Source organism: Bacillus sp. B19-2, assembly GCF_022832475.1.
Taxonomy (GTDB): domain Bacteria; phylum Bacillota; class Bacilli; order Bacillales; family Bacillaceae; genus Bacillus; species Bacillus paralicheniformis.
In genome coordinates, this window is sequence record NZ_JALHKQ010000003.1 from 757,986 (window position 1) to 770,610 (window position 12,625).

Genomic DNA, 12,625 nt, shown 5'->3' on the forward strand with positions numbered 1-12,625 from the left:
TGTATGTGACGAGATTAAAAGAAACCTAGTGATTGATAATTACAGCTTAAGGAGTTGGAAAAAGTGTCAAATTCACCAAAAGAGGATCATAAATTGAGCGCACTAGGAAAATTAGTGCTGGGTATGTTGATTGTACTGGGTGTGACTTTGTTATGCATTTCTTGGAATGCACTTGCCGGTCCAAAGCAGGAACCGCTAAAAGAAAATTCCGCCGCTTCAGCACCGGTGACAGGAGGCAAACATAAAGCAGAGAAAAAAGAAAACAAGCAAACAGCGCCGGAAATCGGAAAGGTCGTCTATTTGTCATTTGACGACGGGCCGAATCCTGCGGCTTCAGATAAAATCTTAAGTTTGCTCGATAAGTATCATGCAAAAGCTACTTTTTTCATGTTAAAACCGAATATCGAACAAAATCCCGATATTGTGAAGAAAATGGTTGAAAACGGCCATTCTGTCGGCTCTCACGGAGTGACGCACCAAGTATCGAAAATCTATAAATCTCCTGAAAGCTTTGCAGCAGAAATGAACGATACGCTGAAAACGATCAAAGAAACGACCAACGTTGACACACATTTGATCAGATCGCCTTACGGATCAAAGCCTTATATTACCGGTCCATTTCAAGAAGTCATTAAGCGCGACCACTTTAATCTTTGGGATTGGACTGTTGATTCAGAGGACTGGAAATCTGCAAATACGAACGGTCAATTTGTGAATAATGTGATTCAGCAAGTCAATAACCTTTCCGGTGTTGAGCCGCTTGTCGTATTAATGCATGAAAAACCGACGACCGCCGCCCATTTGGAGAAACTATTGAAATACTTCCAAGAAAACGGATATGAAATGAAACCAATGCATGATTCGATCAAACCGGTTCATTTCAGATGGAATTAAAAAATATGAGATGCATAAACAAGGAAGGGATACTATGGTGAAAATGAGAAAAAGAAAACTAAAGATGAAAAATGTGATATTGTTCGCCCTCGCGCTAGTGATCACGATTGGCAGTGTGGTGTCATACGGGATTTACCGTACCGTCGCAAAATCAATCAATGGAATGTACGAGCCTCTTCACCGGGATGCCGAGCAGAAGGATAATGCTCCACACGATCCTATATCCATTCTCTTATTAGGGATAGATGAGCGCCCCGGTGATAAAGGACGCCCGGATTCTATGATTGTGATGACGATTAACCCGGAGACAAAGAAAACGACAATGACAAGTATTCCGCGTGATACAAGGGTGTTTATCAAATCGAAGAATAAATTTTCGAAAATGAATTCGGCCTACACCTATGGCGGAATTGAAGGGACCGTTGAAACTGTAGAACAATTTTTGAACATTCCAATCAATTATTATATTAAAATCAATATGGATGGATTTAAAGATATTGTGGATGCAATTGGCGGCGTTACGGTGGATAATCAGATTGATTTCACCCTTGAAGGCGTGCATCTGTCAAAAGGGAAGCAGCATCTTGACGGCAAAACTGCTTTGACATATGCTAGGATGAGAAAAGACGATCCCCGCGGTGATTTTGGACGTCAAGAGCGGCAGCGTGAGATCATCAATGAAATTATTCATGAAGGTGCCCAATTAAAATCATTAACAAACTATCAAGAGATTTTGACAGCATTAGAAAAAAACATCAAAACAAACTTAACACTGGACAAGATGATCGATATTCAACATTCTTATAAAGAAGCTGCCAAGGATATTAAACAGATAGAAATTGAGGGTGAAGATAAAAAAGTTGACGGCTTATGGTATCACCTGGTGACTGACGAAAAGAGAAAGGCGATTTCCAAAAAACTTCGCCAACAATTGGACTTAAAGTCATAAACGGATGAAAATCAGGCCATTTCAAAGGATCCGCCTCAAGGAACGTTCCGATTATGAGTATTCGGACACAGCTCAGTGAGAAGCTTGGCACCTGTTCATTTAGAACAGGTGCTTTTATGCTTGTTAAGTTAAAATTAACCTTAACTTTAGTAAAACCCTCTTTCCATTTTCATATGTTCGTAATATAGTTGTAATAGTTGTAATGTAACCTTTTAAGATTGACAAACGACAATAAATTGAACGGAGGGGTTTCAGGTGGAAGAAACCTTTCAGAAAATATATGATCAGTATCATCAGGATTTATTTCAGTTTTTATTTTATATGGTAAAAGACAAAAACCAGGCAGAAGACTTAGTTCAGGAAGTATACATCCGCGTCCTGCATTCTTATGAAACATTTGAAGGCAGAAGCAGTGAAAAAACCTGGCTTCTTTCGATTGCGCGGCACGTTGCGATCGACTGGTTCAGAAAGCAGCAGACGATCCGCCAGCGGATTTTGGGGACGTTTGACTGGGAGAAACAAGATGTAAAAGACCGCAAGCCTCTGCCTGAGGACATCGTAATGCAGAATGAAAACCTGAAGGAAATTTTCGAGGCCCTTGACAAGTGTACGCTTGATCAAAGATCGGTTATCGTATTGCGGTTTATCCAAGGGTATTCGATCAGTGAAACGGCAAAAGCCTTAAATTTTTCCGAAAGCAAGGTAAAAACCACTCAGCATCGCGGTCTGAAAGTGCTTCGTAAACAGATGGAGCTTTTGAAGGAGGATCCAAAGAATGAAGAAGTCAGAATGGAACGAAGAACGGCTGAAGGCGTTACTAAGCCAACTTCCAACGGTTAAGGATAATCGTTCGGCAAATCAGATCTATCAAAAGCTGATTCTCGCACCTAAGCGTAAATCACCGAAAAAACGGGTCGGCGCATTTGCTGCTACAGTTTTGGTTCTCTTTCTTCTGATGCTGATCACTCCTCAATTAATCGAACAGATCAGATCTCAAAACAGCGCCGACGCAAACATTTCATCTGACGGAAAATTGGTGCAGACGGAGGCTGATGCTGCCCAGTCTGAACCTGCAAATACGTTTGTCGTCTCCCAGAGTCAAAAAGACGACTATATCACCTTCGCTTTCCTTGATGAGTCCAAGTCTGTCGTTGTCCCGATAAGTCTTGAGAAAAGCATAAGCATGACGAATCTTGAAGATGCGCTTCACGCCTACAGCCGCCTTAAAGTGGACCAATTTACATCATTTGATACAGCTTATCTTGATCAGGTGAAGTTCAAAGAACAGAAAAACGGTAAAAAACTGACGATTCAAGTAAATGAAAAAATACCGGAGCTTTCAGTGGAAGATTTCGAACGGCTGAAAAATGTGATCAATGAAACCTTTAAATGGGGTTCGTATGATTCTGTTTTGTTTATTTCCGATGATAAATCCGGCGTTGAATTTGAATCATTTGGAATGCTCGCCGATATGGCGATTATGCATCAGACGCAAAAAGGCTACTATTTATATGAAAGCTCTGACGGACGCCGGTTCCTTGCACCTTCAAGCGAATCTTACGAAACGGTGCAGGAAGCGATAAAGATGATGAAAAATAAAGAAAGCAGCACTCATTTACAACCCATCCTATCCGATGATACGCAGATTGAAGATATCCAAAAGAATGGAAAAGAACTGATCATTCAATTTTCTTCCTCCGCGAATATTGAAAATAAACCTGAAGACGTCTTGATGGTGGAAGGCCTTCTATTGACCGCCAAAGATTTCGGGTTCACAAAAGTGAAATTTAAAAATGCATCCACAACCAAGGTCGGCGCCTATGACTTGTCGAAATCTGTACAGGTTCCGTACGCACCGAATCCGATAACGATAGAAAGCTAAAAGACTCCCTGAGCGGAGTCTTTTTTTGATGTATAAAATGTATTGATTTGGAAGTATACTAAGCTGTCTCCGAATAGGGGGAATTTTACCGCAGATGCTTGTAATAGGAGGATATGGAAAACCTTGAAGATACTCAGACATCAAAACTTCCTGTTCGCGATCGCATGGCTTTCGGGGCTTGCATTTCTCGTCACCGCGCCGGGGGCGGCAGCTTCAGAGTGGATTGAACCGATTAAAGGGGAGATCACAGATCAATTCGGGACGAGAGACGGAAAGCATAAGGGGATTGACATCGCTGCTCCCGAAGGGGAGGCTGTAGCGGCTGCCGCAGACGGAACGGTAAGCAAATCGTATCAATCGGACTCCTACGGCCACGTGATATTTATCAAACATGACAACGGATATGAAACCGTTTATGCCCACTTAAGCAAACGCCTGAAAAAGGAAAAAGAACGGGTGAAAAAAGGCGAGCAAATCGGAATCATCGGCAATACGGGAATATCGACCGGAACCCACCTGCATTTTGAAATGCATCACGGTTCATGGACTGAAGATAAAAGATATGCAATCAATCCGCTGACAGTGCTTCGTGAAGAAGCGCTCCGGCAAAATGCTGTCCACGTTCATCAAAACACCGGGACAATGAGCGGTGCGGTAACTGTTCAAAAAGGGGACACGCTCTGGAAAATCAGCAAGGATAGCGGTATATCAATCGAGGAGATCATGAGAATAAACGGGTTGAAACATTCGAAGCTTAAGGCTGGCCAAACACTCCTCCTTCATGACGATGAGCCGAAGACCGGCACATATGTGGTGCAGAAAGGGGATACGCTCCATCATATCGCTGAAAAAATGGGCGTTACTGTCCGGCACCTCAAAGAATGGAACGATTTGAAAGGAGAGCAGATTTATCCCCGCCAGCTGCTTGAGATCAAGGAGAGTTCCTAAAAAAACGGAACCCGAAAGGAATTTCTTTCAGGTTCCGGGGCTTTTTATTAAGGAAGATCGATGACTTTAACAGACACGATATCCGGAATGTTTTTCAGCTCATTTAAAATGTTGTCCTCAAGGTGGCGGTCAAATGAAAGCATCATGATCGCTTCTCCGCCTTTTTCTTTTCGACCCACTTGCATAGTGGCGATGTTGATGTCATGGTCTCCTAAAATTCGTCCGACATGGCCGATAGCCCCCGGTTTATCCTGGTGGTGAATATACACAAGGTGTCCTGCCGGATAAAAATCGATATCAAAGCCGTTTAAGGCAACGATGCGACCGCCGAAGTGCGGAATGTACGTCGCTCTTAAAGAGAATGTCGTCACATCTCCGGTGACAGTCACAGAAATGCAGTTTTCATAGCCTGACTCATTGGAAGAAATTTTTTCGCTGAAGCTGATGCCGCGCTCTTTCGCGACAGTGCCGGCATTCACTTCGTTGACGGTAGCCGCGACCCTCGGCTTCAGGAATCCGGCCAAAAGGCTTTTCGTAATAAATGACGTTTCAAGTTTGGCGATAGAGCCTTCATATTGGATGGCTACATCTTGAACAGGCTCATTCATGCACTGGGACACAAGGTTTCCGATCGTATTGGCAAACTGATGATAAGGCTGGATTTTTTCGAATGAATCCTTTGTCATGGCCGGAAGGTTGATCGCGGACATCACAGGATTTCCTTGCGCATACTGAAGGACTTCTTCGGAAACTTGTGCAGCGACATTCAGCTGGGCTTCTTTCGTTGAAGCGCCCAAGTGAGGAGTCGCGACCACAAGCGGATGATCGATCAGTTTTGAATCGACCGGAGGCTCGACTTCAAACACGTCGAGGGCAGCGCCTGCGACATGTCCGCTTTCCAAAGCTTCCAAAAGCGCCGCTTCATCGATGATGCCGCCTCTTGCACAGTTCACGAGACGAACGCCTTTTTTCGTCTTTGCGATGGTTTCTTTGTTCAAAAGTCCCTTCGTTTCTTTTGTGAGCGGGGTATGAACCGTAATGATGTCGGCGCATGCCAGAACTTCTTCAAAGCTGTTCGCATTAACGCCGAGCTTGCTTGCCCTTTCTTGAGTCAGGAACGGGTCAAATACATGAACGGTCATGCCGAACGCTTTTGCGCGGCTCGCGATTTCGCTTCCAATGCGGCCCATTCCGATGATGCCGAGTGTTTTTCCGTAAAGCTCCGAACCGACGTAAGCCGAACGGTTCCACTCCCTTGATTTAACGGAGATGTTTGCCTGCGGAATATGTCTCATTAACGCTGAAAACATTGCAAAAGTATGTTCAGCAGTTGAAATTGTATTTCCGTTTGGCGCGTTTACGACGATGACACCGTGCTTTGTCGCCTCGTCAATATCGATATTGTCGACGCCGACACCTGCTCTGGCAACGATTTTTAGCGAAGTCATCTTTTTAAACAATTCTTCGGTCACCTTCGTGGCGCTCCGCACCAAGAGAGCGTCAAACGTATGAAGCTCGTCTTCCGCTTCCGCAACATTCTTTTCTACAATTTCAATAAAATCTGCTTCCATTAATGGTTTGAGGCCGTCGCTGGACATTTTATCTGAGACCAATACTCGAAACATGTAAGATTTCCTCCTAAATAAGCGTCATAAATATCTGATAATTTACCATATTCCATAAAGGGTGTCAATGAGTTTCGCGCGGAAAGACGAAAATTAAAAATGAAATAACTGTGAATGTGCGGTTTTTAGCGTATGGAAAAAGTGAGTTTGCCGAAATATTCTGAAGGACGTCCCAAAACAGCGCCATAAGCTTTGAATCTGTACATTTTTTCACAATTCATTTATAATAATATCAGTATCAAAAATAAATAAGATCAATCTTCGGGGCAGGGTGAAATTCCCTACCGGCGGTGATGAGCAAGCGCTCTAAGCCCGCGAGCCTCTTTAGGGGCAGGATTCGGTGCGATTCCGAAGCCGACAGTATAGTCTGGATGGGAGAAGATGGAGGTTCCGTGCGTTTTGAAATGATATTTTCAAACGTTTATTTGACCTGTCTGTAAAACAGCCCCGCTTTTTCAATAAAGCGGGTTTTTTGTTTAGGGCAGGGGAAAGAACCATTCCTCTTTTCGTGAGATGTGATCGAAAAGGAGAGAGTGACAAAATGAAACACAACAAAGTGAGACGTCTCGTCTCAATCAGCATGCTGAGCAGCATCGCATTTATTTTAATGATGCTGAGCTTTCCGATTTTGGGGGCATTCCCGTATTTAAAAATCGATTTCAGTGATATCCCGGCACTGCTCGCTGTGATTTTGTATGGTCCGGGAGCCGGAATTGCCGTTGAAGCGATCAAAAATGTGCTGAATTACTTTATTGTTGGAAGCGCCTCAGGCGTTCCGATTGATCAGGCGGCTAACTTCATTGCCGGAACATTGTTTATCCTGCCGGCGGCTGTGCTGCTTAAAAAATCAAGTTCTGCCAAAGGGTTTGTTACAGCTCTTTTCGCCGGGACGCTTGTGATGGCCGTTTCGATGAGCATTTTAAATTATCTATTGTTTCTGCCTGCCTACACTTGGTTTTTAAATGCTCCAGCGTTATCGGGAGAAGCGCTCAAAACCACAGTTCTGGCCGGAATTCTGCCTTTTAATTTCATCAAAGGCATCGCTGTGGCTCTCGTCTCCACGCCGATTTTCCTTTCGTTGAAACCGCGGCTGAAGGAAAACGTCCGCATGGCCGCTAAATAAATAGACATGAAAAAAACCCGGCTCTGTGCCGGGTTTTTTCAGTTGCAGAAGGAGCCGGCTTCTTTTTGCTTGTTGGCGAAGATAAAAAAACATCCGGCACTTTGTGCACCGGATGTTTTTTTGCTTTATTCGTGTTTAAGCGGGTCGCCTTCGAACGGCTCATCCGCAACTTTGATCGAATCTGTAGGACAGCCTTCAAACGCGTCCATCATGTCTTCTTCCAAGACGTCAGGGACTTCGACGACACCCTGATTGTCGTCAAGGGTGACAAACGCGATTCCCTCATCGTCGTAATCATAAATATCAGGAGCCGCAGCACCACAAGCTCCGCATGCGATGCACGTATCTTTGTCTACAATTGTATATTTTGGCATGAATAAAAAACCTCCCAGATTGTTCTTCGTTGGAACAAATGGTTTAACCCTCTATCTATCCGATATGAAACCTATTCCCATTCCTTATTGTAATGGTGTTAATCTTACATTTCAACTCAAAAATATTGAGAATGCTTATCACACAAGGGTTCTACTGCTAACATACCCCTTTTATATGAGTTTAAACGTCGATTTCTCCGCAAAATCTGTTAAAATAAAAAGAAGAAAAGATCGAATGTTGCCGGAAGATTGTAGGTGATGATATGCCGGTTCATTTTTTTGACGCCATTGTGCTTGACATTCTGTCATCCATGAAGGGTGAGCGTTCTGCAAGCGCGGTCTATCATTTATTAAAAGGAAAAAGGTCGTCACAGACGATACAGGACGCCGGTTTATTTGCCGTTTCAAAATACTTCGGCTTTTGTTCGGCTCTATCGAGAGAGCAGGTGACAGTCAGCGTTCAGCAATTGAAACAGGAGTCTTTGGTCAGAGAAAAAGCGGAAAGCGGCGCTTACACCGTCACCGAAAAAGGAGAAGCGGAACTTGCCGGCTTTTTTGCCCTTTACCCGTGGCCCCGCCATTTTCACGGCGGCTATTATCAGGCGGCAGCCAAAATCATGTGGGCAAGGATGTCGCTTTTGATTCAAGTGCTCTCCAACAAGCTTTACCGCGAACGCGTGTATTTGCCGATCATAAAAGATTATCAGATTCAGAACTGGGTTAAACAATATTTAAGAAACCGGAATGCCGCTGAAACAGCTGCCCAGTTTCACCATGAGCTGAAAGAGAAGCTGTCTGTTTTGAACGATGATGAACAGGCCGCTATTTTTGTTCACTCCCTGACTTCCGGGGCAAAAGCGGGCTATACATTTAGACAGCTTTCCGAAAAAATGAACCTTGATGAGTGGTACATATATGCCCTGTTTTGGGATGTTCTGCATCATTTTATTCAATCCGCCCAAAATGGTGAAAGTCCGCTTTTTCAAACGCTCATTCAGGACATTCCTTTAAAGGATGGTCTCACACAATCGACGAGAAAAACGCTTTTTCTTATAAAAGAAGGGCATACAATAGACCGGATTGCAGACATTCGAAAGCTGAAATCGGCGACGATCGAGGATCACATTGTGGAAATTGCCATTCATGATCCGTCTTTTTCCATCGATCAGTACGTGTCAAAAGAGGAGCAGAAAATCATTGCCGATTATGCGAAAGCGAACCAAACCAATAAAATCAGACAAATTAAAGAGGGGCTCGGCGGCCGCTACAGCTATTTTAAAATCCGCCTCGCTCTGTCGAAAACGGTGATCAGGAATGGATAAACTTCACCAGGCGCTTCGCCGGTATTTTGGTTATCATACGTTTAAAAAAGGCCAGGAAACGATCATCAAAAGCGTACTGGAGGGGCGGGACACGGTGGCGATGCTTCCGACAGGAGGCGGGAAATCGCTGTGCTATCAGCTTCCAGGGCTGTTGAAAGACGGAACCGTCCTGATCGTCTCACCGCTTTTGTCTTTAATGGAAGACCAGGTGCAGCAATTAAAGATGCGCGGAGAGAAGCGGGCTGCGGCCTTGAACAGCGCTTTGACACACCAAGAAAAAAATGACGTATTAAGTCGGCTTCACAGCCTCAAATATCTGTATATTTCACCAGAAGCGCTCCAGTCCGGCCAAATGCTGAATAAGCTTCAATTGCTCAATGTCAGCCTTTTTGTCGTTGATGAAGCTCACTGCATTTCACAATGGGGGCATGATTTCAGGCCTGATTATTCGAAGCTTGGAGACATCAAGGCGCTCCTCGGTCATCCCGTCACTCTGGCACTTACAGCGACGGCAACGGAAGCGACATTGAAGGACATTTCCAATATGCTGGGGCTTAAAGGCGCCAATTATTTGATCCATTCCGTTGATCGCCCGAACATTGCGCTTCATATTGAAAAGCTGCGGGATACCGCTGAGAAGACGGAGCGGCTGACAGAGCTGGTTCAAAAGCTGCAAGGTCCCGGTCTTGTTTATTGCCCGACGAGAAAATGGGCTGAAGAATTGGCTGACAAGCTCCGTGATGAGACTAAATTGCGAACGGGATTTTATCATGGCGGGATGGAGGCAGGCGACAGGATGCTGATCCAGCAGCAGTTCATCCGCAACCAGCTTGATGTGGTCTGCTGTACAAACGCCTTCGGTATGGGAGTTGACAAGCCTGATGTCAGATATGTGGTCCATTTCAGCCTCCCGCAGACGACAGAGGCGTATCTGCAGGAAATCGGACGTGCGGGCAGGGATGGAAAGCAGAGTGTCAGCATTTTGCTGAAAGCTCCGGGAGACGAGGAAATCCAGGAGCAGCTCATTCAAATGGAAGCTCTCTCTCAAAGTGATATCGGCTTTTTATACGAAAAGCTTGCCGGAGTGAAAGATGAGCGAAGCCGGCGGGAAGTTCTGCAGCAAGCCGGTTTATCGGAAACGCAAGCCCGCCATTTTCTACATCTTTATCAGAAGGTGCATCATCTGGGCGGCGACGGCCGGGCGGTCATTCAGAGGGAGATGGACAGTCGCAGGGAGCTCAAGTTGAAAAAAGCGGCTGGGTTCGCTGCCGTCACCGAAAGCGAAGGGTGCTTCAGGGAAAGCCTGCTCGCTTATTTTAATGAACAAAAAGAACCGCTGGAAACGGATGACACAGCGTGCTGTACATCCTGCGGTTTAAGTCTTGAAGCATACGAAGTCAAAGGAGACCGTCCGTCTATGAACAAGTTGACAGCGTGGGAAGAAGAATTAGATGCCATATTTGCCGCCAGCTGTGATCGTGTATGCTGAAAAAACAATCGGAAATCATACGTCGCCTGTCAGACAGTGAAATGCTGAAACAGCTCTATTTTTCCCAGATGCTAATGCTTTTTACCGCATTATTGATGGGCATCTTTTTATTTGATGATGCAGACGCTTTTTTGTCGCTTTGGAAACCATCGGACTTGAGCATCTTGAAGTACGGGGCGCCGCTCGCGGCTCTCGTGATTATCGCCGATCTGATGGTGATGAAATGGGCTCCGAAGCATATGTATGACGATGAAGGGATAAATGAAAAGCTTTTTCGTGAACGCTCGTACCCGCATATCGTGATTCTTACCCTTTTCATTGCATTTGCAGAGGAAATATTGTTCAGAGGCGTTATCCAGACGCATTTCGGTCTCTGGGCAGCGAGCATTATTTTCGCGATTTTGCATTTTCGTTATTTGAAAAAATGGCTGCTGTTTGTAATGGTTGTGTCCATCAGCTTTTTGCTCGGATTGAGCTTTGAATGGACAGGGAATTTATTCGTTCCTGTCACGGCACACTTTTTGATCGATGTTGTGTTTGCGTGCCAGATTCGTTTTCAACACGTAAGGAGGAGTTCGCATGACGGAGATGTCAAGGATAGAGAGGAAGAAGAAGGAGCAGGAAAAGGCCCGTGCTGAAATGAGCCGGGAGGCGGCCGCGGCTGTTGAACTGAAGATACCTGATGATGACATTCCTTCCAGGCAGACATATCATAAAAAAAAGAAGCACAGCAAAAAAAAGAATAAAGAAAGAAATCCGCTATTCACGGCACTTGCAGTCATGTTTGTTTTCATTCCGATCATCGTCTTCGTGGTGTTTATGTACATGCTGAACCAAGGCGAAGGCGGCGATTCCAACTCTGATCAGTATGATAATGTGTTTTATGAAAACAAATCCGGTGAGACGGGTATGACGAATGAAAATCAAAACGGTGAACAAGAAGCGGATCAAAAGGCGGCTTCGCAGCATACAGCCGCCGCCCTTCAAGAAGAAAAGCTGAAAGAAAGCAAACAATCGGAACATAAAGAGGATGAACCGTCAAAAAAAGACGAGCAAAAGCAAAAGGAAAAAGAGCAGCCTAAAGAGGCAAAAAAAGCTGAGGAGAAGCCTGCCGCACCAAAGCAGCCTGCGGAACAAGAGAAGAAAACGGCAAGCACAGCTCAAAAGCCGCCCGTTCAGCAAGCGCCGCAGCCCAAAAAGGTGCTGAAGCACACGGTTGGCGAAAAAGAGACGCTTTATCGGATTTCGATGAAATATTATAAGAACCGGTCAGGAGAGGAAAAAATCCGCAATTATAATCAATTATCAGGCAACAATGTCTACGCCGGCCAGGTTCTGAATATCCCGATTTATTAACAATGGCATGATTTTGCCCGCGAATACATATACATTGTACTATCAAATAGGACAAGGTGTGAGGAATGTGGGAAGCGAGCTTGAAGAGCTGAACCGTTTTACGGACGAACCGACGAAACAAATGCTCCGCGCCTTAATTAAAAGGAAGAAAAAGTACGAAAACTATGCCAGACAGACATTCAGGTGGCAGGCGCTGGCGGCGATATGCGCGGTTTCGTTTTGTTTGTTTGCAGCGTCAAAAGGGCTCGGGCAAAACGGCTTCCTTTCCGGCTTGCTGAATGACTCCGTCTATCTGCTGTGGATTTTGTCGGCCGCTTTTGCATACAGCACCGCTTACTATTTTAAAAAGAAGGAAGAAAAAGCAGAAGGGGAATTTCATAAGCTGAGATGCGAGATTATTCAGAAAAGCACGGATTTATGGCCCCAGCCTGAAGAGTGGAAATCAAGGGAAACGGTTTTTAAGATCATGAAACAGCAGTATGACATTAACCTTTATTTCGAAAGCAAATAAAAAAGACGTTTTCTTATTAAAAGAAACGTCTCAGACCGTTGACAAAATAGGTCGGATTTCTATGATCCGACCTATTTTTGTCCATTTTGTTCTATTTTTTCGACGAAAAAGCTGGCGATGAGGACCTTTCCAGGTCCAATTCGCCAGCTTTT

12 protein-coding genes, 1 pseudogene and 1 riboswitch are annotated in these 12,625 nt (G+C 44.8%); of the genes and pseudogenes, 11 read left to right on the forward strand and 2 right to left on the reverse strand.

Annotation, left to right across the window (positions count from 1 at the left end):
- Positions 1–63: 63 nt before the first annotated feature.
- The 5 genes and pseudogenes from MST20_RS16055 to MST20_RS16075 all read left to right on the forward strand — a co-directional run.
- Entirely contained in the window at positions 64–894 is an 831-nt protein-coding gene (locus MST20_RS16055) for a polysaccharide deacetylase family protein (RefSeq protein ID WP_243943388.1), read from the forward strand.
- A gap of 34 nt (positions 895–928) precedes the next feature.
- Entirely contained in the window at positions 929–1,843 is a 915-nt protein-coding gene (locus tag MST20_RS16060; protein ID WP_243943391.1) for an LCP family glycopolymer transferase, read from the forward strand.
- A gap of 255 nt (positions 1,844–2,098) precedes the next feature.
- Positions 2,099–2,683, forward strand: a complete 585-nt coding sequence (sigX, locus tag MST20_RS16065) for an RNA polymerase sigma factor SigX (RefSeq protein ID WP_003183073.1) — start codon at positions 2,099–2,101, stop codon at positions 2,681–2,683.
- The gene (locus MST20_RS16070; RefSeq protein WP_243943393.1) at positions 2,619–3,725 is read left to right on the forward strand and encodes an RsiX protein; all 1,107 of its coding nucleotides are present in this window, start codon (positions 2,619–2,621) and stop codon (positions 3,723–3,725) included. Before sigX ends, MST20_RS16070 begins: the two co-directional genes overlap by 65 nt.
- 123 nt (positions 3,726–3,848) lie before the next feature.
- A pseudogene (locus tag MST20_RS16075) lies at positions 3,849–4,469 on the forward strand (peptidoglycan DD-metalloendopeptidase family protein); the annotation flags it as partial.
- Positions 4,470–4,720: 251 nt separating this feature from the next.
- Here the strand turns inward: MST20_RS16075 and serA are convergent.
- Entirely contained in the window at positions 4,721–6,298 is a 1,578-nt protein-coding gene (gene serA / locus MST20_RS16080; protein WP_243943397.1) for a phosphoglycerate dehydrogenase, read from the reverse strand.
- A 253-nt stretch (positions 6,299–6,551) separates the two neighbouring features.
- A riboswitch (FMN riboswitch) is annotated at positions 6,552–6,685 on the forward strand.
- A gap of 154 nt (positions 6,686–6,839) precedes the next feature.
- Here serA and MST20_RS16085 point away from each other — a divergent pair.
- Entirely contained in the window at positions 6,840–7,421 is a 582-nt protein-coding gene (locus MST20_RS16085; RefSeq protein ID WP_243943398.1) for an ECF transporter S component, read from the forward strand.
- Between the two features lie 125 nt (positions 7,422–7,546).
- Here the strand turns inward: MST20_RS16085 and MST20_RS16090 are convergent, their stop codons facing one another.
- Positions 7,547–7,795 carry a ferredoxin gene (locus MST20_RS16090; protein WP_003183064.1) on the reverse strand — a complete coding sequence of 83 codons (249 nt, stop codon included), beginning with the start codon at positions 7,793–7,795 and terminating at the stop codon, positions 7,547–7,549.
- Between the two features lie 263 nt (positions 7,796–8,058).
- On the opposite strand from MST20_RS16090, the gene MST20_RS16095 reads away from it, so the two are divergent.
- The 5 genes from MST20_RS16095 (at position 8,059) to MST20_RS16115 (ending at position 12,473) form a co-directional block, all read left to right on the forward strand.
- The gene (locus tag MST20_RS16095) at positions 8,059–9,117 is read left to right on the forward strand and encodes a YpbB family protein (RefSeq protein WP_243943400.1); all 1,059 of its coding nucleotides are present in this window, start codon (positions 8,059–8,061) and stop codon (positions 9,115–9,117) included.
- The gene (locus MST20_RS16100) at positions 9,110–10,606 is read left to right on the forward strand and encodes a RecQ family ATP-dependent DNA helicase (RefSeq protein WP_243943402.1); all 1,497 of its coding nucleotides are present in this window, start codon (positions 9,110–9,112) and stop codon (positions 10,604–10,606) included. Before MST20_RS16095 ends, MST20_RS16100 begins: the two co-directional genes overlap by 8 nt.
- Entirely contained in the window at positions 10,600–11,244 is a 645-nt protein-coding gene (locus tag MST20_RS16105; protein WP_243943403.1) for a CPBP family intramembrane glutamic endopeptidase, read from the forward strand. Before MST20_RS16100 ends, MST20_RS16105 begins: the two co-directional genes overlap by 7 nt.
- 1 nt (position 11,245) lies before the next feature.
- Positions 11,246–11,962: a LysM peptidoglycan-binding domain-containing protein gene (locus MST20_RS16110; protein ID WP_481747918.1), complete on the forward strand. Its 717-nt coding sequence runs from the start codon at positions 11,246–11,248 to the stop codon at positions 11,960–11,962.
- 121 nt (positions 11,963–12,083) lie between these two features.
- Positions 12,084–12,473, forward strand: coding sequence for a YpbF family protein (locus MST20_RS16115; protein ID WP_229029999.1), 390 nt, complete (start codon positions 12,084–12,086; stop codon positions 12,471–12,473).
- The last annotated feature ends 152 nt before the right edge of the window (positions 12,474–12,625 follow it).